21 protein-coding genes are annotated in these 20,609 nt (G+C 71.3%); 15 read left to right on the top strand and 6 right to left on the bottom strand.

Annotation, left to right across the window (positions count from 1 at the left end; all coding sequences use genetic code 11):
* Positions 1 to 45 precede the first annotated feature (45 nt).
* The 3 genes from ACNYS0_RS10315 to ACNYS0_RS10305 are packed head-to-tail and all read right to left on the bottom strand — an operon-like array spanning position 46 to position 2,346.
* Positions 46 to 504 carry a hypothetical protein gene (locus ACNYS0_RS10315; RefSeq protein ID WP_422472563.1) on the bottom strand — a complete coding sequence of 153 codons (459 nt, stop codon included), beginning with the start codon at positions 502 to 504 and terminating at the stop codon, positions 46 to 48.
* The gene (locus ACNYS0_RS10310; RefSeq protein WP_422482563.1) at positions 501 to 1,133 is read right to left on the bottom strand and encodes a peptidase; all 633 of its coding nucleotides are present in this window, start codon (positions 1,131 to 1,133) and stop codon (positions 501 to 503) included. Before ACNYS0_RS10310 ends, ACNYS0_RS10315 begins: the two co-directional genes overlap by 4 nt.
* A 4-nt stretch (positions 1,134 to 1,137) precedes the next feature.
* Complete coding sequence (locus ACNYS0_RS10305; protein WP_422472561.1) at positions 1,138 to 2,346, bottom strand: pyridoxal phosphate-dependent aminotransferase; 1,209 nt, start codon at positions 2,344 to 2,346, stop codon at positions 1,138 to 1,140.
* Positions 2,347 to 2,452: 106 nt separating this feature from the next.
* Between ACNYS0_RS10305 and ACNYS0_RS10300 the strand changes: the two genes are divergently transcribed.
* The 9 genes from ACNYS0_RS10300 to ACNYS0_RS10260 all read left to right on the top strand — a co-directional run bounded on the left by ACNYS0_RS10300 (position 2,453) and on the right by ACNYS0_RS10260 (position 12,149).
* The gene (locus tag ACNYS0_RS10300; protein ID WP_422472559.1) at positions 2,453 to 3,088 is read left to right on the top strand and encodes a winged helix-turn-helix transcriptional regulator; all 636 of its coding nucleotides are present in this window, start codon (positions 2,453 to 2,455) and stop codon (positions 3,086 to 3,088) included.
* Between the two features lie 293 nt (positions 3,089 to 3,381).
* Complete coding sequence (locus ACNYS0_RS10295; RefSeq protein ID WP_422472557.1) at positions 3,382 to 4,164, top strand: MHYT domain-containing protein; 783 nt, start codon at positions 3,382 to 3,384, stop codon at positions 4,162 to 4,164.
* A 52-nt stretch (positions 4,165 to 4,216) separates the two neighbouring features.
* The gene (locus ACNYS0_RS10290) at positions 4,217 to 6,556 is read left to right on the top strand and encodes a sensor histidine kinase (RefSeq protein WP_422472555.1); all 2,340 of its coding nucleotides are present in this window, start codon (positions 4,217 to 4,219) and stop codon (positions 6,554 to 6,556) included.
* On the top strand, positions 6,553 to 6,996 hold the full coding sequence (locus ACNYS0_RS10285; RefSeq protein ID WP_422472553.1) for a roadblock/LC7 domain-containing protein: 444 nt from the start codon (positions 6,553 to 6,555) through the stop codon (positions 6,994 to 6,996). Before ACNYS0_RS10290 ends, ACNYS0_RS10285 begins: the two co-directional genes overlap by 4 nt.
* Positions 6,993 to 7,424, top strand: a complete 432-nt coding sequence (locus ACNYS0_RS10280) for a DUF742 domain-containing protein (RefSeq protein WP_422472551.1) — start codon at positions 6,993 to 6,995, stop codon at positions 7,422 to 7,424. Before ACNYS0_RS10285 ends, ACNYS0_RS10280 begins: the two co-directional genes overlap by 4 nt.
* The gene (locus ACNYS0_RS10275; RefSeq protein WP_422472549.1) at positions 7,405 to 7,983 is read left to right on the top strand and encodes a GTP-binding protein; all 579 of its coding nucleotides are present in this window, start codon (positions 7,405 to 7,407) and stop codon (positions 7,981 to 7,983) included. The genes ACNYS0_RS10280 and ACNYS0_RS10275 overlap by 20 nt, the downstream gene beginning before the upstream one ends.
* Before the next feature lie 381 nt (positions 7,984 to 8,364).
* Positions 8,365 to 8,934 carry a PadR family transcriptional regulator gene (locus ACNYS0_RS10270; RefSeq protein ID WP_422472547.1) on the top strand — a complete coding sequence of 190 codons (570 nt, stop codon included), beginning with the start codon at positions 8,365 to 8,367 and terminating at the stop codon, positions 8,932 to 8,934.
* Positions 8,931 to 10,694: a sulfatase gene (locus ACNYS0_RS10265; RefSeq protein ID WP_422472545.1), complete on the top strand. Its 1,764-nt coding sequence runs from the start codon at positions 8,931 to 8,933 to the stop codon at positions 10,692 to 10,694. Before ACNYS0_RS10270 ends, ACNYS0_RS10265 begins: the two co-directional genes overlap by 4 nt.
* A gap of 114 nt (positions 10,695 to 10,808) precedes the next feature.
* A complete protein-coding gene (locus tag ACNYS0_RS10260; RefSeq protein ID WP_422472543.1) occupies positions 10,809 to 12,149 on the top strand; it encodes an MFS transporter in 1,341 nt (446 codons plus the stop codon).
* 71 nt (positions 12,150 to 12,220) lie between these two features.
* On the opposite strand, the gene ACNYS0_RS10255 is transcribed toward ACNYS0_RS10260, so the two are convergent.
* Positions 12,221 to 12,772 (bottom strand): TetR/AcrR family transcriptional regulator, encoded by a 552-nt coding sequence (locus ACNYS0_RS10255; protein WP_422472541.1) that lies wholly within the window; start codon positions 12,770 to 12,772, stop codon positions 12,221 to 12,223.
* Positions 12,773 to 12,887: 115 nt separating this feature from the next.
* Here ACNYS0_RS10255 and ACNYS0_RS10250 point away from each other — a divergent pair, with 115 nt between their 5' ends.
* Together ACNYS0_RS10250 and ACNYS0_RS10245 are read left to right on the top strand one after the other, a co-directional pair.
* On the top strand, positions 12,888 to 13,937 hold the full coding sequence (locus tag ACNYS0_RS10250) for an aldo/keto reductase (protein ID WP_422472539.1): 1,050 nt from the start codon (positions 12,888 to 12,890) through the stop codon (positions 13,935 to 13,937).
* A gap of 57 nt (positions 13,938 to 13,994) precedes the next feature.
* The gene (locus tag ACNYS0_RS10245) at positions 13,995 to 15,014 is read left to right on the top strand and encodes an SDR family oxidoreductase (protein ID WP_422472537.1); all 1,020 of its coding nucleotides are present in this window, start codon (positions 13,995 to 13,997) and stop codon (positions 15,012 to 15,014) included.
* A gap of 42 nt (positions 15,015 to 15,056) precedes the next feature.
* Here the strand turns inward: ACNYS0_RS10245 and ACNYS0_RS10240 are convergent, their stop codons facing one another.
* On the bottom strand, positions 15,057 to 15,989 hold the full coding sequence (locus tag ACNYS0_RS10240) for a LysR family transcriptional regulator (RefSeq protein WP_422472535.1): 933 nt from the start codon (positions 15,987 to 15,989) through the stop codon (positions 15,057 to 15,059).
* A gap of 70 nt (positions 15,990 to 16,059) precedes the next feature.
* On the opposite strand from ACNYS0_RS10240, the gene ACNYS0_RS10235 reads away from it, so the two are divergent.
* The 3 genes from ACNYS0_RS10235 to ACNYS0_RS10225 all read left to right on the top strand — a co-directional run bounded on the left by ACNYS0_RS10235 (position 16,060) and on the right by ACNYS0_RS10225 (position 19,149).
* Positions 16,060 to 16,947 (top strand): SDR family NAD(P)-dependent oxidoreductase, encoded by an 888-nt coding sequence (locus ACNYS0_RS10235; RefSeq protein ID WP_422472533.1) that lies wholly within the window; start codon positions 16,060 to 16,062, stop codon positions 16,945 to 16,947.
* Between the two features lie 83 nt (positions 16,948 to 17,030).
* Complete coding sequence (locus ACNYS0_RS10230; protein WP_422472531.1) at positions 17,031 to 17,960, top strand: SDR family NAD(P)-dependent oxidoreductase; 930 nt, start codon at positions 17,031 to 17,033, stop codon at positions 17,958 to 17,960.
* A 283-nt stretch (positions 17,961 to 18,243) separates the two neighbouring features.
* Positions 18,244 to 19,149, top strand: a complete 906-nt coding sequence (locus ACNYS0_RS10225; protein WP_422472529.1) for a HipA family kinase — start codon at positions 18,244 to 18,246, stop codon at positions 19,147 to 19,149.
* Between the two features lie 53 nt (positions 19,150 to 19,202).
* Here the strand turns inward: ACNYS0_RS10225 and ACNYS0_RS10220 are convergent, their stop codons facing one another.
* A complete protein-coding gene (locus ACNYS0_RS10220; RefSeq protein ID WP_422472527.1) occupies positions 19,203 to 19,826 on the bottom strand; it encodes a class I SAM-dependent methyltransferase in 624 nt (207 codons plus the stop codon).
* A 61-nt stretch (positions 19,827 to 19,887) separates the two neighbouring features.
* Here ACNYS0_RS10220 and ACNYS0_RS10215 point away from each other — a divergent pair, with 61 nt between their 5' ends.
* On the top strand, positions 19,888 to 20,574 hold the full coding sequence (locus ACNYS0_RS10215; RefSeq protein ID WP_422472525.1) for a TetR/AcrR family transcriptional regulator: 687 nt from the start codon (positions 19,888 to 19,890) through the stop codon (positions 20,572 to 20,574).
* The last annotated feature ends 35 nt before the right edge of the window (positions 20,575 to 20,609 follow it).

Genomic DNA, 20,609 nt, shown 5'->3' with positions numbered 1-20,609 from the left:
GCCCCGCGGCCGGGGCACGGGGCTCCGGGGTGACCGGCCGGGCTGTCAGCGGACGCTCGGTGCCGCCGCCTCCACGAAACGGGTCAGCGCCTCCTTGCTGCGCTGCGAGCGCCGGTCGCGGTCCGCCTCGTCCGTCGCGTCGTGCAGACAGTGCGTCAGCTCGAAGGCGTGCTCGGCGAGTTGGCGCAGCCGCGGGTCGTCGCAGATCAACTGGACGCGGACCAGGGCCTGCCGCGCGCCGATCCTGGCCTCGTACGAGGCGAAGCGGGAGGCCTCCGCCTCGGAGGTGCCGGGGCTCTCCTGGGCGCGGAACCAACGGTCGTTCTGGCCGCGCCGGTAGTCGTGCACGGCGCCCGCGAACGCGCTGTAGCTGGAGATGCGTTCCTGGCGCAGCTGCTCGGCACGGGCCAGCTCCGCGCCGCGCACCGCCGCCCGGTTCTGGAAGAAATGGGTGACGACCGAGCCGAGCAGCGTGCCGAGCACGGCTATGAGGGCCGCGGTCATCGTCCCGCCCCCACGGCCAGGGACATGCCACGCCCGGCGAAGAACTCCTCGAAACGCTCCACCGGAAGCTCCGCGGTGCGGGTCGCCGCGTCCGTGCCCGAGGGGTTGTGGAAGTGGTACCCGGAGCCGTCCCGCGTGCGGGCCGTGACGAGGACCAGATGGCCGCCGCGGCCGGGGGACGGCTCGTGCGGGCGGCGGATCGCGTAGTGCACGGAGGCGATGACCAGGCGGCCCGCGTCGAGCAGTTCGCCGATCTCCTGCGCGCCGAGCGTGCGGTGCACGTCCGCGTCGACGCCGTGCACCTCCCGTACGTACTCCACCGCTGGAGCGTAGATCATGCCGCGGATCTCGCCCTCGGCGTCCACCCGGTACGCGCCGAACTTCAGCGCCCCGTCGCGCAGTTCGAAGAGTGAAGGGGCGCCGGGGCCGAGCGCCATGCGCAGGCACGTCGCCCCGCACAGGTGCCCGCACCAGCGCGCGTAGTCCTCGACCGTCGCCGCGCCCGACTGTCGCCACGCCGGGTCCCGGGCCCGGTCGAAGCGTCCGGACACGATGGGCCCGACCAGCTCGGGGGACGCGAACTGTGTGTGACTCGAGTGCCCACAGGCACCGCACGTTGTCGAAGTGATCACGTCACTGACGGTATCCGCTCAGGAAGCGCCCGATCCGGCTGATCGCGGCATCGAGGTCGTCGGCGTAGGGGAGCGTGAGGATGCGGAAGTGGTCCGGGCTCGGCCAGTTGAAGCCGGTGCCCTGGACGACCTGGATCTTCTCGCGCAGCAACAGGTCGAGGACGAACTTCTCGTCGTCCACGATCTTGTGAACCTTGGGGTCGATGCGCGGGAAGGCGTACAGCGCGCCCTTGGGCTTCACGCAGCTGACGCCGGGGATCTCGTTCAGCTTCTCCCACGCCTTGTCGCGCTGTTCGAGCAACCGGCCGCCGGGCCGGGTGAGTTCGTGGATCGACTGGCGGCCGCCGAGCGCGGCCTGGATGGCGTACTGGGCGGGGGCGTTCGGGCACAGCCGCATGGAGGCCAGCATGGTCAGCCCCTCCAGGTAGCTCTTCGCGTGCTGCTGCGGGCCCGTGACCACCATCCAGCCGCTGCGGAACCCGGCCACCCGGTACGTCTTCGACAGGCCGGAGAAGGTGAGGACGACGAGGTCGGGGGCGAGGGTGGCGGCGGTGTGGTGCACCGCGTCGTCGTAGAGGATCTGGTCGTAGATCTCGTCGGCGAACACCATCAGGCCGTGCCGGCGGGCGAGATCGAGGATGCCCTCGACGATCTCCTTCGGATAGACCGCGCCGGTCGGGTTGTTGGGGTTGATGATGACGACCGCCTTCGTGCGGTCGGTGATCTTCGACTCCATGTCGGCGAGGTCCGGATACCAGTCCGACTGCTCGTCGCAGAGGTAGTGGACGGCCTTGCCGCCGGACAGCGTGGTGACGGCGGTCCACAGCGGGAAGTCCGGCGCCGGGATGAGGACTTCGTCGCCGTCCTCCAGGAGCGCCTGGATCGCCATCGAGACCAGCTCGGACACGCCGTTGCCGAGGAACACGTCGTCCACGCCGACGTCGAGGCCGAGCGCCTGGTAGCGCTGGGCGACCGCGCGGCGTGCGGAGAGGATGCCGCGCGAGTCCGTGTACCCGTGTGCCTGCGGGAGCATCCGGATCATGTCCTGGACGATCTCCTCCGGCGCCTCGAAGCCGAACAGCGCCGGGTTGCCGGTGTTCAGGCGCAGCACGCTGTGGCCCGCCTCCTCGAGCGCGTTGGCGTGCTCGATCACCGGGCCGCGGATCTCGTAACAGACCTCGCTCAGCTTGCTCGACTGCCGGAACTCCATGCGCTTGCCCTCCAGGCGGACCAGGTGCCACTGTGCTGAACCGTTGTTGCTTGGTTTTACCAAGTGGGTGCTTGGAAAGTCCAACAAGTTGCATAGACTGCGCGTCATGCCACGCCGAAGTTACGACCAGTACTGCGCCGCAGCCCGCGCCCTCGACGTCGTCGGGGATCGCTGGACCCTGCTGATCGTGCGCGAACTCCTCGCCGGGGCGCGCCGCTACACGGACCTGCATGCCGATCTGCCGGGTGTGAGTACGGACATGCTGGCCACGCGCCTGAAGGGCATGGAGCGGGACGGGATCGCCGTGCGCCGGAGGTTGCCCGCGCCCGCTTCCGTGTACGTGTACGAACTGACCGAGCGGGGCCGCGGACTGCTGCCCGTGCTCCGGGCGCTCGGGGAGTGGGGCGCGCCGGAACTCGCCGAGCGGCGGCCCACCGACGCGGTGCGGGCGCACTGGCTTGCGCTGCCGTTGTCGCGGCAGTTGGAGGCGCTGGGGGAGCCGGGCGCGGTGGAGGTGCGGGTCGACGAGGGGGTCTTCCACGTAAGGGTGGGCGCGGAGCCCGTGTACGGGGACGGGGCGTACCCGGACGGGGAGCCGGACGCGCGGCTGACCCTGGACGCGGAGGTGTGCGCGGAGGTGGCCCGCGGCGCGCTCGGCCTGGTCGAGGCGGCGCGCTCCGGACGCGTCGCCGTGGCGGGGGAGGGGGCGCTGGCGAAGGCCCTGCGCGTCGGCACCTCTTGAGCCGGGCCCCCGTCGCGGGGAACGGCACCTCCTGAAACCTCTCCTCATGGGCGTCCCGCGAGGAACAGCGGCAATGTCCGGACCGTCCCGAGGCGCGGCGTGACAAGAGTCGCAACCGCACCCTCGGTCACAGGACGCGCCACTTTGTGAAGGCCCCATGAACTCGGGCTCTACCAGTCGGTAACCCCTCTGATTCGGGCCATTCACCGCTCTGATCAAGCCGTCACATGCGTGTTAGCGTCCCGGTCGGTCGGGGGGCCGATGCCAATCCTTGTGAAGAGTGAGAGGAAAACGTGGGGCACATGCACCACATGACAGGCGGCTGGATCACCCCCGTCCTGTCCTATGCGATGGCGGTCGTGGGATCCGCACTGGGCCTGCGCTGCACCGCCCGCGCCCAGGCCGCGGCACAGCGGTCCAAGCGCAACTGGCTGTTCACCGCGTCCGTCGCGATCGGCGCCGGCATCTGGACGATGCACTTCATCGCGATGCTCGGCTACGCCGTCGACGGCACGGCGATCCGCTACGACATCCCCCTGACGCTCCTGAGCCTGCTCGTGGCGATCGTGGTGGTCGGCGCGGGCGTGTTCTTCGCCGGATACGGGAAGTCGCGCGCGCTGTCCGTGCTGCTCGGCGGCCTCGGCACCGGGCTCGGCGTCGCCGCGATGCACTACATCGGCATGTCGGCCGTGCGGCTCAACGGCTCGCTGTCCTACGACCCCGTGCTCGTGGCCGCCTCCGTGGCCATCGCCGTCGTCGCCGCGTCCGCCGCGCTGTGGGCCGCGCTGTCCGTGCGCGGACCCGTGATCGCGGCCGTCGCCGCCCTCGTGATGGGCCTCGCGGTGAGCAGCATGCACTACACCGGAATGGCCGCCGTGAAGGTCGCCGTGCACCCGGGAACCGCGCCGCTGTCCGGCGCCACCGCGACCGCGTTCATCCTGCCGCTGGCCGTCGTGCTCGGCTCGTTCCTCTTCCTCACCTGCGCCTTCGTCGCGCTGTCGCCGACGGCCGACGAGCGTGCGCGCAGCGAGGCCGCGGCCCGCCCGCTGCACGAGGTCGAACTGCCCGCCGCGTAGCCGCGTTTCCCACCCCCCTCACACCACTCAGGCCCGGCCGAGGAGCTGTCCCATGCCCGCGCGCTTTGCGCTGCCCGAACGGCTGCGCTCCAAATCGATCAGAGCCAAGGTCGTCACCCTGCTCACGGTCCCCGTCGTCTCCGTGATGGCGCTGTGGGGCCATGCCGCGGTGACCACGGCGTCCCAGATATCCGACAAGGAGCAGCTGAAGGAGGTGAACTCGGCGCTCGTCACGCCGATCTCACGGTTCACCGTCGCCGTGCAGGACGAACGCGCGGCCGCCATGAAGTACCGCGCCGCCCACGACGCCGCCGCGCGACAGGACTTCACCGCGTCGACGGCCCGTACCGACAAGGCGGTCGACGCCCTCACCGCGGGCCTGCGCTCCATCAGCACCGACCTCGCCGACCTCGACGCGTCGCTGCCCGACCGCATCCAGAAGCTGAGGTTCAGCGCCGACTCGCTGTCCGGGCCGCGCCAGAAGGCCGCGGCCCGGGGCGGCACGGCGGCCATCGGCGGCTACGACACCGCGATCCAGCGGGCCCTGTCCGTACGGGCCAAACTCGCGGCCGCCGACAGCGACACGGCGCGTACGCTCCTCCAACTCACCCGCGCCCGGGACGCGTTGAGCCGCCAGGACGCGCTGCTCGGTGCCGCGCACGCGGCCGAAGGGGGCATGACGCCCGGCCAGTACCGCGACTTCGTGGGCGACGTGGCGGTGCAGCGCAGCCTCACGGAGGCCGCGCTGCCCGACCTGCCGGGCCGGGACGCCGCCGCCTTCCGCGCCGCGCTCGGCACCGCGGGCGCCAAGGACCTGAGCCACGTGCAGGACATGGTCCTCGCCGCGGACTCCAGGAACGCCGCCGACGCGGTGCCCGCCGGGCGCTGGCAGTCGGACGCGCGGACCACCCTGACCGCCCTGGACAAGGCCGAGTCGCGCGCCATCGACGAGGCCGCGGGCGCCGAGCCGTACTCCCTCTCCTCCTTGGGCAGTTCAGGCATCGCCGTGATCCTCGGTCTCGTCGGTGTGATCGTGTCGCTGTTGTTGTCGGTACGGATCGGGCGCGGTCTCGTCGCCGACCTCACGGGCCTGCGCAACGCCGCGCTCGACATGGCGGCGAACCGGCTGCCCGCCTCCATGCGGCGCATCCACAACGGCGAGGACGTCGACCTCGACAAGGAGGCGCCGCTCGACGAGACGCCGCACAGCGACGAGGTCGGACAGGTCGGCGCGGCCCTCACCACCGTGCAGCGCGCGGCGCTGCGCGCGGTCGCGGACCGGGCCGCAGTCCTCACGGGCGTCTCCGGTGTGTACGTGTCGCTGGCCCGCCGCAGCCAGGTGCTGCTGCACCGGCAGCTCGACCTCCTCGACGCCATGGAGCGCCGCACGGAGGACCCCACCGACCTCGAGGACCTGTTCCGCATCGACCACTTGACGACGCGCATGCGCCGGCACGCCGAGTCCCTGCTCATCCTCTCCGGTTCGGCCCCGGGGCGCGCCTGGCGCAACCCGGTGCCGCTGATCGACGCGGTCCGGGCCGGGCTCGCGGAGACGCCCGACTTCGACCGGGTCCAGCTCCAGGACATCCCCGAGCTGTCCCTCGCGGGGTCGGCCGTCGCCGACGTCGTGCACCTCGTCGCCGAACTCGCCGAGAACGCCTCGGCGTTCTCGCCGCCGCACACGCCCGTGGTGGTCCGGGGCGAACCGGTCGGTGCGGGTGCCTGCCTGGAGATCGAGGACCGGGGGCTCGGCATGAGCGACGAGGCGCTGGCCGATGCGAATGCGCGGATCACGGCCAGTGACATCGACCTGCTCGATTCCCGCAAGCTGGGGCTCTTCGTGGTCAATCGGCTCGCGGAGCGGCAGCGGTTGGACGTCACGCTGCGGCGTTCGGTCTACGGGGGCATCACCGCGGTCGTCTTCATCCCGCAGCACCTTTTGGTGAATCTGTCGGTCGACCGTCCTCCGCTCCGGGGCTCCGCCCCGGCCCCCGCTCCTCAATCGCCGGAGGGGCTTGAATTGCCCACCCGTCGCGGCCCCGGAGGGGAGCCGTCCCGCCTTGGGCAATCTGCCGCCTTGGGCGGCAGGGTGGGCAAGGCGGCACCCCGGCGCGGCGCACCCGATACGGGAGGCGTCGACCACGGCATGGCGGAGACCCCGGCGCAGCGCGCCGACAACCAGGACGCCGGCCCCGGTACCGGAGAGGACCTGCCGCGGCGCGTGCGGCAGGCCAATATCAGCCCCGAGTTGCGGGACGCCGCGCCCGCGCAGGGCGAGCGGGCCGGGGCCGGCGGACGGTCCCCTGAGGCCGCCCGCGCCACCATGACCTCGCTGAGCTCGGGCCGCCGCCGCGCCCGCGCCGCCCGCGAAGAAGACGGAGGACACCGATGACCCCGACGTACAACGTCACCGGCCTGGCGGGCGGCCAGGACGACCACCCCATGGGCATCGACTGGCTCCTCGACGAGCTGGCCGCCCGCGTCCTCGAAGTCCGGTACGTGGTCATGCTCTCCGGCGACGGCCTCTGCGTCGGCGCCTCCACGGGCCTCGGCCGCGACGAGTCGGAGCGCTTCTGCGCGATCGCCTCCGGCTTCCACTCCCTCGCCAAGGGCGCGGGCCGCCACTTCAACGCGGGCGGCGTCGTCCAGACGATGGTCGAACTCGAGGGCGGCTTCCTGTTCGTGGTCGCCGCCGGCGAGGGCTCCTGCCTCGCCGTGTTCACCGACGGACACGCCGACATCGGCCTCGTCGCGTACGAGATGGCGCTGCTCGTCGACCGCGTCCGCGAACACCTCGGCGTCCCGAACCGCTCGGACGGCGATACCGCGTGACGTCACAGCCCCCCGACCGCATGGACGCCTGGTCCGACCGTTACGACGAGGACGCGGGGCCCCTGGTCCGGCTCTACGCCATGACCGCGGGCCGCGCCCGCACCGGCAACGGAGCGGAACGCATGGACCTCATGGCCATCGTCGGCCCCACCCGCACCAGACCGCACGGCCCGCTGCCGCCCGAACAGCGCGAGCTGCTCGCCCTGTGCCTGCGGGGCCCGCGACCCCTGGCCGATCTGGCCTCCGACTCCGGCCTCCCGCTGGGCGTCGTCCGCGTCCTGCTCGGCGACCTGGCGGCGAAGTCGCTCGTCACCGTCGTGCCGCCGCGGGCCTCGGCCCCGGACCCCGACACGGGTGAACCCGCCGCCTATGCCCGTCCCGACGCCCACCTCCTCCGAGAAGTGATCAATGGCCTTCGCGCACTCTGACCCGACCTCCCGCGCCGACTTCACGGCCCTGAAGGTGCTGATCGCGGGCGGCTTCGGCGTCGGCAAGACCACGATGGTGGAGTCCGTCAGCGAGATCCGTCCGCTGCGCACCGAGGAGGACCTCACGGTCGCCTCGCGCGGAGTGGACCACCTCGACGGCGTCACCACCAAGTCGACGACCACCGTGGCCATGGACTTCGGCCGCATCACGCTGCGCGAGAACCTCGCGCTGTACCTGTTCGGCACGCCGGGCCAGGACCGCTTCTGGTTCCTGTGGGACGAGCTGGCGACGGGGTGCCTCGGCGCGGTCGTCCTCGCGGACACCCGCAGGCTCGCCGACTGCTTCCCCGCCGTCGACTACTTCGAGAGCCGCGGCATCCCGTTCATCGTCGCCGTGAACTGCTTCGACGGCGTACGTTCGCACTCCTCGGAAGCGGTCTCCCGCGCCCTCGACCTCGGCCCGGACACCACGGTGCTGCTGTGCGACGCCCGGGACCGGGAGTCCGGCAAGGAGACGCTGATCTCGCTCCTCGAACAGGTGCTGCGCCAGGACGCGTGAGTGCCCGAATGAGCCTGACCCGGTGCCCAGGCAGTCCGCCATCTGACCCCGCTGAACAGGGCAGTTGCGTCAAAGGCGTCCCCTGACCCGCGCGGACGTGTCCTTCCGCACCCGCTGCGGAAGGACGCGTCCGCGCGAACACCGTCGGGGTCCTCGCCGGCGGCGGGATCGTCCGTTTCGCCGGTTGGATCGACGGCGTACCGGGGTCCTGGTGGGTTGGTTGTCCGGCCGGGCAGGCGACTCGGCCACCGCCGACCTCCCGTTCGGCCGGGCCAACCCGTCAGGCCGGGCGTCCCATTGACGCTTTCATCGCGCGCGTATATGAATTCGCACATAGGTGAAGGTGCACATGGTCACGCTCATCCCGAGGAGTCCGCGCCCGTGAAGTTCGAGTACGTCCTGCTGGGTCTCCTGACCCGTCGCCCCTACAGCGGCTACGACCTGCGCAAGTGGCTGGAGACCGAAGGGCAGTTCCTGTGGGCGCGGGCGCACCACAGCCAGATCTATCGCAAGCTCGCCCAGATGGAGGCCGACGGCTGGGTGCGCCACGAGGTCGACGCGCGCGAGGGCCGCCCCGACGCCAAGGTGTACCGGCTCACGCCGCGCGGCCACGAGGTCCTTCTGGAATGGGTGCGTTCGCCCTACGAGCCGCCGAGCCGCTTCCAGGAGATCGACTTCGTCGCCCGCTTCAGCGTCACGGGGCCGCTCGACAAGGCGGCGGCGATCCGGCTCGTCGAGACCGAACTCGAACACCGCCGCAAGCAGATCGCCGAGAACCGGGACCGGGACCGCACCCTGCGCTACGAGGATCCGGCGTCCGGACTCGACCGGGAGCTGGACCTGGAGATCCACAACGCACTGCACAGGCTGGGCGCGGCGGCCGTGGACCGCTGGGTCGCCTGGCTGGAAGAGACCCTGCGCAGCCTGACCGAAGGGAAGCCCCTGCGATGAGAGCCGTCATGGTGATGTTCGACAGCCTCAACCGGCACATGCTGCCGCCCTACGGGGCCGACTGGACCCACGCGCCGAACTTCGCCCGGCTCGCCCGGCGGGCCGTCACCTTCGACAACGCGTACGCGGGATCCATGCCCTGCATGCCGGCCCGCCGCGAGATCCACACCGGGCGCCACAACTTCCTGCACCGCAGCTGGGGTCCGCTGGAGCCGTTCGACGACTCCATGCCCGAACTGCTCAAGCAGAACGGCGTCTACACCCACCTCGTCAGCGATCACCCGCACTACTGGGAGGACGGCGGCGCCACCTACCACGGCCGCTACAACACCTGGGAGTTCTTCCGCGGTCAAGAGGGCGACCCGTGGAAGGGGCAGGTCACCGACCCCGTCATACCGGAGGACCTGAAGAAGGTGCGCTTCGGCGCCTACCGCCAGGACTGGGTGAACCGTCCCCACATGGCCACCGAGGACCGGCATCCGCAGACCCTCACCTTCGACGCCGGACTCGACTTCATCCGCACCAACCGGGAAGCCGACCGGTGGTTCGTCCAGATCGAGACCTTCGACCCGCACGAACCGTTCTTCAGCCACCAGCCCTATAAAGACCTCTACCCCCACGACTACGAGGGCCCGCACTTCGACTGGCCCGACTACAAGCGGGTCGTGGAGAGTGACGACCAGGTCGCGCACGGCCGGTTCGAGTACGCGGCCCTCCTGTCGATGTGCGACCACTCCCTGGGTCGCGTCCTGGACACCATGGACGAGCTGGAGCTGTGGGACGACACGCTGCTGATCGTCTGCACCGACCACGGACTGCTGCTCGGCGAGAAGGGCTGGTGGGGCAAGAGCGTCCAGCCGTGGTTCAACGAACTCGTCCATCTGCCGCTCTTCGCCTGGGATCCGCGCGCCGCCACCGCCGGCACGCGGCGCGAGGCGCTCGTGCAGACCATCGATCTGGCCCCGACGTTCCTGGAGTTCTTCGGGGTCGACCGTCCGCGCGGCATGCGGGGCGAGCCGCTGCCGATCGCCGAGGACACCCCCGTACGAGAGGCGGGCCTCTTCGGCATCCACGGCGGGCACGTCAACGTCACCGACGGCCGGTACGTCTACATGCGGGCACCCGCCTCGCCCGACAACGCGCCCCTGTTCGAGCACACCTTGATGCCGACGCACATGCGGGGCCGCTTCTCGCCCGCCGAACTCTCGGATCTGGAACTGGCCGAGCCGTTCACCTTCACCAAGAACGTCCGCACCGTGCGCGTGCCGGGCCGCACCCTGGTCAACCCCTACCACCACGGCACGCTCCTCTTCGACCTGGAGACCGACCCCGAACAGAACTCACCCCTGGTCGACGAGGTCGCCGAACTGCGCATGGCCACCTTGATGGTGGAGCTCATGCGGGCCGAGGACGCGCCGCCCAGCCAGTACGAACGCCTCGGGCTGCCCGCCGAAGGGCCGGTGACGCGGAAGCACCTCCTGGTCCGCTCCCAGCGCGAACAGGCGGAGCGGGCCGCCCTGCCACTGCCCCGCGCCGAGGACTACCCCGAGGGGCGCCTCTCACTGCGTACGCCTCTCAAGTCGCTGCTCTCCGACCCGGTGGCCGGCGAAGTGCTGCGCAGGCACCTGCCCGGTGTCGTCGACTCCGAGCTCCTGCAGATGCTGGGCCCCACGCCGCTCATCGACGTCGCCGCGATGGCAGGGGCGATGTTCCCTGTGCCGGATCTCCGCCGCGTTGCCGAAGAACTCGCACGACTCTGATTCCTCTACGGCCGTTCGAGCCGGTGACGGGGTTGCCGCCCCGTCACCGGCAGTCGGCCTTCACCTCCCCGTGGATCTCCCGCCAGGAAAATCGCAGAGAAATGAGAGGGCCCGATGACCGAGCTTAGCCAGAGCCCCGTCATGCCCACGGCCGCGGTCCCGGTGAAAGGGCGCTGGCGGCAGCTGTACCTGCTCGGCGGCACCATGCTGGTCGACAGCACCGAGGCGAGTCTGGTCAGCAGCCTGTTCCCGCTGATCCGGCAGTCCCTCGGCGTCTCGCTCGGCGCACTGGGCATCCTGACCGCCTCCAGCAAGATCGTGGGTGCGTTCACCGGGCCCTTCTGGGTGTGGGCCGCGCAGCGCTGGTCACGCAAGAGCGTCCTGGTCGTGGCGACCGGGCTGTGGGGAGTCTGGGGCGTGGCCGCCGGCTTCTCCCGGAACTTCGCCCAACTCCTCGTCCTCTACACGGTCCTGGCGGCGGGCTACGCCGCCGCCCACCCCATCATCACCGAGTTGATCGGCGACCTTTTCGGCGGCTCGTCGCGCGGCCGCGCGGTCGGTGTGGTCTACGGTGCCGTCTCGCTGGTCAGTGCCGGGATCGGCCCGCTCAAGGGGCAGCTGGCAGGTGTCGACGAGGGCTGGCGCTGGGGACTGTGGGGCATCGGCACTTTCAACATCGTGCTCGGCATCGCCCTGTGGATCTGGTTCCGTGATCCGGGGCGAGGAGCGGCCGAGCGGCAGCTGGCCGACCTCGACCGCGTCACGCGGGACGCCCACGCGAAGCTCACCTGGGACAAGGCGCTCTCGCTGCTCAAGATCCGCAGCCTGGTCCTCCTCCTCGTCTCACGACTCCTCTCGGGCCACCTCCTGGTGGGCACCTTCGGGGTGGTCTTCCTGGTGGACGTGTACGGCTTCAGCACCCAGGAGGCGGCGATCGTGCTGCTGCCCTTCGGCATCGGGTACTTCCTCGGCACGCTGCTGGGCGGCGTCATGGCCGACTGGGCCGTCCGCCGCAGCCCGCGCCGCGGACTGGTCGCGGTACTTCAGGCGGCCCAGTTCGTCTTCGCGCTGGTCGCCTTCTTCGGCACGCAGTTCGACTACGGCAGCATCGCCCTGTTCGGCATCTTCTTCGCCCTCATGGGCGCCGCGCAGGGAGTCAACCCCAGCGTCAACCGCCCCATGGTCATGGCCATCACCCCACCCGAGCTGCGAGGCGCCGCCTTCGCGCTCTACGTCTCCATATTCGAGGCGATCGCCTGGGCCGCGTACAGCCTCGGTGCCGGTTTCCTCGGCGACGCCATCGGCCTGCGCACGGTCTTCCTGTGGGCCCTCGTGATCCTCATGCTGATCAACGGTGCGTTCCTGACGCTCCTCCACCGCACGTACGCCGACGACGTGGCCGGCGTCCAGCGGGATCTGCAAGCCCGACGTGACCAGGCGCTCGGGCACACCTGACCAGGGCATTCCCGCGACTTGCTCAAGCCTGCCGGGCGGTCGACTGCTGGTCATGCGGGCGACCGCGCCGGTCAGGGGCGAAAGCCCTGGATCGCGAGTTCCATCAGGCGCCGGGCCTGGGCGGCGCCGGCGTCGGTCGGGGGAGTGCGCCACAGGCAGCTCAGGAGCATGACGACGTCGACGGGGTCGATGCCGGGGCGGATCGCCCCGGCACGTTCGCACGCCTGGAGGAGTTCGCCGACGGCGGCGCTCACGGGGGGCCAGGAGGCGCTGACGACTTCCTGGGCCGCGGCGGAGTTGAGCGCGTCCCCCAGTCCGTGCTTGATGCGTACGTAGCCGGTGAGGTCGGTGAACCAGCGGCGCAGTGCGTCCAGCGGGTCCATGGCGTCCAGCAGCCGAGGGACGGAGGCGACCAGGCGGCTGATGTCGTGGCGGTAGACCTCCAGGATCAGCGCCTCGCGGGTGGGGAAGTGCCGGTAGAGCGTCCCTGGGCCGATACCCGCGCGCTTGGCGATGGAGTTCAGGGAGGCGTCGGGAGTCTCGGCAAGGGTGTCGTGGGCGACCTGCAAGATCGCCTCCCGGTTCTTCAGCGCGTCGGAGCGCTGTGGTCGCGCGTCGGCCATGTGGCCTCCACTCTGCTCGGCATGGACGGCTCCGGTTGATAAGCGGAGAGTTCTCCGTTAGCGTCGAAGCGAAACGGAGAACTCTCCGTTCGTGTTCCATCATAGGAGCCTCCGCATGCGTTACATCAAACTCGGCCGCACCGGTCTCGACGTCTCCCCGGTCGCCATCGGCGCCATGACCTACGGCGAGCCCGACCGCGGCCACCCCGTCTGGTCCCTCGACGAGGAGTCCAGCCGCCCGCTGATCAAGCACGCGCTCGAAGCGGGCATCAATTTCTTCGACACGGCCAACATGTACTCGTACGGCTCCAGCGAGGAGATCCTCGGCCGGGCGCTGCGGGACTTCGCCGACCGCGACGACGTGGTCATCACCACCAAGGTGCGGCACGACATGCGACCCGGCAGGCCCAACGGCGGCGGACTGTCCCGCAAGGCGATCATGAGCGAGATCGACGCCAGCCTGCGTCGGCTCGGCACCGACCACGTCGACGTCTACATGATCCACCGCCTGGACAGCGACACCCCGCTGGAGGAGACCCTGGAGGCGCTGCACGACGTGGTGAAGGCCGGCAAGGCCCGCTACCTCGGCGCCTCGTCCATGCACGCCTGGCAGTTCGCCAAGGCCCTGCACCTCCAGGAGCGCAACGGCTGGGCCCGCTTCGTCACCATGCAGGACCACTACAACCTGCTCGCCCGCGAGGAGGAGCGCGAGATGCTCCCGCTCTGCGCCGACGAGGGCGTGGCCACCATGGTGTGGAGCCCGCTGGCCCGCGGTCGCCTCGCCCGCGCCTTCGATCAGGCGAACGCCGGGGCCCGCGCGGCCACCGACGGCGGCTTCGCCGACCTGCTCTACGCGGCGAACGCCGACAGCGACCGCGAGATCATCGAGGCGGTCGGCGCCGTCGCCGAGGCCCGCGGCGTTTCCCGCGCCCAGGTCGCCCTGGCCTGGCTGCGCCGCAACCCCGTCGTGGCCGCCCCCCTGGTCGGCGCCCGCACCATCCGGCAGATCGACGAGGCCGTGGCCTCCCTCGATGTGGACCTCACCCACGACGAGGCCCGTCGGCTGGAGGCCCCCTACACCCCCCGCCACGACTTCCAGGGCATCTCCGATCCCGCGGAACTGGAACGCATCAAGGCTTCCGTCCCCGGCTACGCCAACGTCTGAAACAAGCGGGGGGCCGGGCACGACCATCGAGCATGACCGTCGAAGAGGACAGGAATCATGGCTGAAGTGCTGGTGACGGGCGGGTCGGGGTACATCGGCAGTTGGTGCGCCCTGGCCCTGCTGGAGGCAGGGCACACGGTGCGCACCACCGTCCGCGACCTGTCCCGCGAGACGGATCTGCGGGCGATGCTCCGGCGCGGCGGGGCCGCACAGGACGCACCCCTGCGTGTCGTGGCCGCTGATCTGACCCGGGACGCGGGCTGGCCGGAGGCGGTGCGGGGGTGCGACGCCGTCCTGCACGTCGCGTCACCGACGCTGACGAGCGTTCCGCGGTCGGACGAGGAGATGGTCGCCCCGGCCCGTGACGGCGTGCTGCGGGTACTGCGGGCGGCCCGCGACGCCGGGGTGCGACGCGTGGTGCTCACCTCGGCGATCGGTGCCATCGCCTACGGCCACCCCGACCGGGACACGCCCTTCACGGAGGACGACTGGACGAACGTCGACGCGGGCATCGAGCCCTACCAGAAGTCCAAGACGCTCGCCGAGCGCGCCGCGTGGGACTTCATCAGGACGCGGGGCGGCGGGCTTGAGTTCGCCACGGTGAACCCCACCGGTGTCCTGGGCCCGGTACTGGGTCCCGACTACTCCCCGTCCCTCGGCCTGATCGAACGCATGCTGGACGGCTCGATGCCGGTGTCCCTGAAGTTCGCCTCCGGCTACGTGGACGTCCGGGACGTCGCCGATCTGCATCTGCGTGCGATGACCGACCCGGCCGCCGCGGGGGAACGGTTCATCGCGACCTCGGGGAAGAGTCTGTGGGTCCGAGAGGTCGCCGCGATCCTCCGCGAACGCCTCGGCGAACGCGCCGCAAGCGCGCCCACGCGGGAGATGCCCGTCTGGGCCGCCCGCACCCTCGCCCTGGTCGACCCCGACCTGCGCACCCTGCGGAAGCTGCTCGGCAAGAACCTCGACGCCACCTCCGAGAAGGCCCAGCGCCTCCTTGGCTGGAAGCCGCGCCCCATCGAGGACACCATCGCCGAAACCGCCGAGAGCCTTCTCGCGCTCAAGGCCACCTGAGCAGATCTGCCCGGTCTCCCGGCCCGCCCCCGGCGTCAGTGCTCATGCGGCGGGACGGGGCGCGTGGACGTCGAGCACCGTCGCGCGGAGGACAGCGGCCACGCGCGTCACGGCCTGGGACGGCGGGTCGGGCAGGCGGGCCAGGAGCAGGCGCCGCTGTTCCTGCGGGCCGCCGCGGACGGGGAGGATCCGCACTCCGGGGGGTACGGCGTCGACGAGCGAGGCGGGCAGAGTGGTCAGTCCGCACCCTGCGGCGACGAGGTGGAGCTTGGCCAGCCAGTCGCGGGCGGTGTGGGCGATCTCGGGACGCTCGTCCAGGCCGGGCCACACGCCCATCAGGCGGTCCTCCCCCGATGAGGACCCGGCGATCCAGCGCTGCCCCCGCAGATCGGCCACGTCCACGTATGTGCCGCGGGCCAGGGGGTGCGTGGCGGGCACCGCGAGACACAGGGGTCGTTCGGTGAGTGTTTGCAGGGCCAGTGGGGGCGACTCGGTGTCCGGCGCGCGAAACGGCGGCGCCGAGCCGAGCAGGGCCAGATCCAGGCTGCCCGCCCGCAGGGCACGGACCAGTGCCGGGGTGCCGCCCTCACGGCCGACGACTTCGAGCCCGGGGTCGGTTTCGCGCAGTGCGGCAAGGAATCGGGGCACCAGCACGGCGCCGGCGCTGGGCACCCAGCCCAGACGGACCGTCCCGGTCTGCTCCGGCAGGCCCGACAGTTCCCTGGCGGTCGCGGCGATCTCGTCGAGCACGACCGTCGCGCGGCGCATGACGACACGGCCGGCGGGCGTGAGCCGGGCCCCGTCGCGCCGCCGCTCCAGCAGTTCCGTGCCTGCCGCGCGCTCGATCGCGGCGATCTGCCGGGAGACCGCGGACTGGGTGTAGCCGAGCGACGCCGCTGCCGCGGTGAAGGTTCCCTGTTCCGCCACGGCCCGCAGGACGCGCAACGCCGTCAGTGACACATCGGTGAAGTCCATGATGTTTACGCATGCTAGCTGTTCCAAACTTTCGTTGGACTCATGGGCGGCGGGTTTCTAGCGTGGACGCATGACCACTTCGCGCATCGCCCTCGTCACGGGCGCCAACCAGGGGCTCGGCCGTGCCTTCGCCGAAGGGCTCGCGGCCCGCATGGATCCGCGGGACCTGGTCCTGCTCACCGGCCGCAGTCAACGGCGCGTGGCGGACGCCGCCCGGGAAGTCGCCCGGCTGTCCGCCACCCGTGCCCGGGTCGAGGGCCGCGTCCTGGATGTCACGGACTCCGACGCCATCGCCCGTCTCGCCGAGGAGCTGCGGGTCCGCCACGGAGGGGTGGACGTCGTCATCTCCAATGCGGTCACCCGGCTGCTCCCCGAGGAGTCCCAGTCGGAGCGGGCCGATGAGTTCATCGACGTCTCCAACACCGCCACGCACGCGATGCTGCGCTCCTTCGGCCCGGTGCTGCGCCCGGGTGGCCGCCTGCTCGTCGTGGCCAGCAGCCTGGGGACGCTCGGTCACCTCGACGGTCGGCTGCACCACTTGTTCGACGGCGCGAGCCTTGAGCAGGTCGAGTACGCCGTGGAGACGTGGCGCAGCGCCATCCACCACAAGACCGCACAGGAGGCCGGCTGGCCGCTGTGGTTGAACGTGCCCTCGAAGGTGGCCCAGGTCGCCGCCGTTCGCGCCGTCGCCGCCGAACGCCGCGCCCGCGACCTGGCGGACGACACGCTCGTCGCCGCGGTCTGTCCCGGCATGGTCGACACGGCGACCTCGCGCCCGTGGTTCAGCGACTACAGCCAGGCCCAGTCGCCCGCCCGGGCCGCTGAGGCCGTCCTCGATCTGGTCTTCGCCGAGCACGTCGACCCCACGCTCTACGGCGAACTGGTGCGCTTCGGCAAGGCCCTGGCCTGGCACGACGGCACGCCGCCGGTCGAGCAGGACGCGATGCTCGTCCCCTGACCGCACCGGACCTCACCGGCCGCCGCCCGTGCGCAGCCCCCGTGGCCACTTCACCATCCAGCCTTTCAACAAGGAGTCCCCTCATGAGTGCCCTCACCACCCCGTTCGGTTTCGCCAGCACCGCCGGTGAGGTCGTGTCAGGAATCGACCTCACCGGCCGCCGCGCGGTCGTCACCGGCGCCTCCTCCGGCATCGGGGCGGAAACGGCCCGCGCCCTGGCGGCCACCGGTGCGGCCGTCACCCTCGCCGTGCGGGACGTGGCGGCGGGCGAACGCGTCGCCAAGGACATCACCGGATCGACCGGCAACCAGGACGTGCGGGCCGTGCGTCTCGACCTGACCGACCCCGCGTCCATCACGGCCTTCACCGCCGCCTGGCAGGGCCCGCTGCACGTCCTGGTGAACAACGCGGGCGTCATGGCCTGCCCCGAGCAGTACACGGAGCAGGGCTGGGAGTGGCAGTTCGCCACCAACCACCTCGGCCATTTCGCCCTGGCCACCGGCCTGCACGGCGCGCTGGCCGCCGACGGCAACGCCGGCGTCGTGATGGTGAGTTCCACCGGCCATCAGCAGTCGCCGATCGTGTGGGACGACGTCAACTTCGCCTTCCGCCGCTACGACCCGTGGCTCGCCTACGGGCAGTCCAAGACGGCCAACGTCCTGTTCGCGGTGGAGGCGACCCGCCGCTGGGCCGACGACAACATCACCGCCAACGCCTTGATGCCGGGCGCCATCTACACGAACCTGCAGCGGCACACCGGCGGCCGGGGCAGCGGCCGCGTCCCCGCCGAGCTCATCAAGACCGTCGAGCAGGGCGCCGCCACGTCAGCGCTCCTGGCCACCTCGCCGTTGCTCGAAGGCGTCGGCGGCCGCTACTTCGTCGACTGCAACGAGACCGAGATCGTCGACCGGCGCTCCGGCACGCTGCACGGCGTCGCCCGCTACGCCGTCGACCCGGCGGGCGCGCGGCGCCTGTGGGACCTGTCGCAGGACCTGATCACCGGCGCCGCGTGATCGGTACGCCTCCCGCACACAGGTCCGCGCAGCTCCTGTGCCCGGCGGCTCGGCCACGCCTCGCCGATGATCACCCTTGGTTACTATGCTCACAAGGCCGGACGCCGAGGCCGGAAGCTACGGGCGAACGGCCGTTGACTGACCGCTGGGGAGGCACGGAGATCTGCATGCCGGCCAGAACTCCCCAGATTCTCCCCAGGGGTGAGAACGGGCGATTGGTGCTGCTGGACCCCTCCGAGGTGACCCTTGGGTTGCAAGGCAAGTGGAGGGGTGAGGCGAGGAAATGCTGAGAGAGATCACCGCGACCCGCTACGTGAACCCGCTGCGCACCGGCGGTTCCGTGCCCGGTGTCGTCGAGGCGGACGACCTGGGCACGTACGTGCTCAAGTTCACCGGGTCCGCGCAGGGCGTGAAGGCGCTCGTCGCGGAGATCGTCGTGGGCGAGCTTGCGCGCGCGTTCGGGCTGCGCTTCCCGGAGCTGGTGCTCGCGCACTTCGATCCGGCGCTCGGTGCGGACGAGCCGCATCAGGAGGTCAAGGAGCTGCTTGAGGCCAGTCCGGGTCTCAACCTCGGGATGGACTTCCTGCCGGGGGCGGTGGACTTCACGCCGGAGATCGCGGAGACCTTCCCCGTCGACCCGCTGGAGGCGGGCCGCATCGTCTGGCTCGACGCGCTCACCGTCAACGTGGACCGTACGGTGCACAGTTCGAACCTCATGGTCTGGCCCACGCTCGGCGTCGCCCCGCCGAAACTGTGGCTCATCGACCACGGCGCGGCGCTCGTCTTCCACCACCGCTGGGACGGCGCGGACCCGGCGAAGGCGTACGACTTCCGGCACCACGCGCTCGGCGGGTACGGGCCCGACACGCGCACGGCCGACGCGGAACTGGCGCCCAAGGTCACCGAGGACCTGCTGCGCGAGATCCTCTCGCTGGTCCCGGACGCGTGGCTCACGGACTTCGCCACCCCCGACGAGGCCCGGGACGCCTACGTCACCTACCTCCTGGCCCGCGCCCGTACCTCCGCCGCCTGGCTGCCCACGGACTTCCCGTCCCGCGACGAACTGGCGGCGGCGGACGCGAAGCGCGCGGCCGCGACGGAGCGGGGCCGCCCCGCCTGGCTGAAACGCGTCCCCGACCTCCACGGAAAGCCCCCGGCGGAACAGGACTGGTCCCGCCACGTGGGCTGACCCACGCTGTGCGCGGGGCCGCGGGCCGTGCGGCCGGCAGCCGCGGCGTACGTCTACGGCGTGCGGTGCAGCGTGAACCAGAAGGTCGGGAACGGGTTCGTGCCGGGGCTGATGTCGGTCAGCCGCCATCCGCCGAACCGGTCACGGAGTTCGTCCGCCGTGACCCCGGAGAACGTGGTGTCAAGGACCCCGGGCCCGTAGCCGAACATCAGCAGGCGCGCTCCCGGTGCGGCCCGTGCCGTGAGCCCCGCCGCGTAGGCGTCGCGGCGGTGCGTCGGGATGCCGCAGTAGCAGCTCAGGTCGAAGAACAGGTCGTACGGGCCGCGCACGCCCACCTCGTCGAGCCGAGTGGCGTCCGCGCACAGCACGGTGACATCCACCCCCGCCGCGGTGACCTTCTCCCTGGCCTGCCGGACCGCGCGGTCCACGAGATCCACGGCCGTCACCCGCCAGCCGTGGCGGGCCAGGTACACCGAGTTGGTCCCGGTGCCGCAGCCGAGTTCGAGGGCGCGGCCGGGCGGCAGCGCACCGGGCCCCTCCACCACGTCCACCAGCTCGGGCGGTGTGACGCCGGAGTCCCACGGCGGCCTGCCGTCCCGGTAGTAGTCCTCCAGTGCGCGGCGCACCGCCGCCTCTTGGTCGAGCTCCGCAGTCGTCCAGGTCCCGGTCTCGCGCATCGTTGCCCCCAAGAACTTAGAGTCGAACTCTAGTGTCTGACTCTAGAGATAGACTCCCGGCATGGCCGCGGTCAAGGGATCCGAAGGAAGCGCCGAAAGAAGCGCTGAAAGAAGCACCGCCAAGCGCCCCGACAAGCGGGCCGAGCGCTCGCGGCGCACCCGCGAGAAGGTCGTCGCGGCCGCGCGGGACCTGTTCGTCGCGCAGGGGTATGGGGCGACGAGCCTTCAGGAGGTCGCGGACCGCGCGGGCGTGGCGGTCCAGACGGTGTACTTCGTGTTCGGCAACAAACGTGCGCTGTTCAAGGACGTCGTCGACACATCCATCGCGGGTGACGCCGAACCGGTCGCCACGATGGAGCGGGACTGGTTCCGCGAGGCGTGCGCCGAGCCCACCGCGGCGGGGCAGCTCCGCGCCCACGTGCGGGGGGTGCGCGAGATCCTCGGCCGGGTCGCCCCGATCATGCCGCTGATCGCGGCGGCCGCGGCCACGGACCCGGAGATCGCCGCGCAGTGGCCCGCGAGCCCGGACCCGCGCTACACCGTCCAGTACGCCGCGGCCGAAGCACTGATCACCAAGCCCGACGCCCGCACCGACGTCGACGTCACCCGCGCCGCCGATCTGCTCTACGGGCTGCTCAGCCCGGAGCTGTACCTGGTTCTCGTCCGCGACCGCGGCTGGTCGCCCGACGCCTGGGAGGAGTGGGCCCGCGGGGCCCTGGCGGCCGACCTCTGTTCCAGGCACGCGTAAGGGCCCGGCGCCACCCCGGCGCCGGGCCCCACACA

It is taken from the genome of Streptomyces anthophorae (genome assembly GCF_049310305.1).
In the GTDB taxonomy this organism is placed as follows: Bacteria; Actinomycetota; Actinomycetes; order Streptomycetales; family Streptomycetaceae; genus Streptomyces.
The sequence above is the reverse complement of the archived record's forward strand: the minus strand, read 5'-3'. Positions and strand labels throughout refer to the sequence as shown.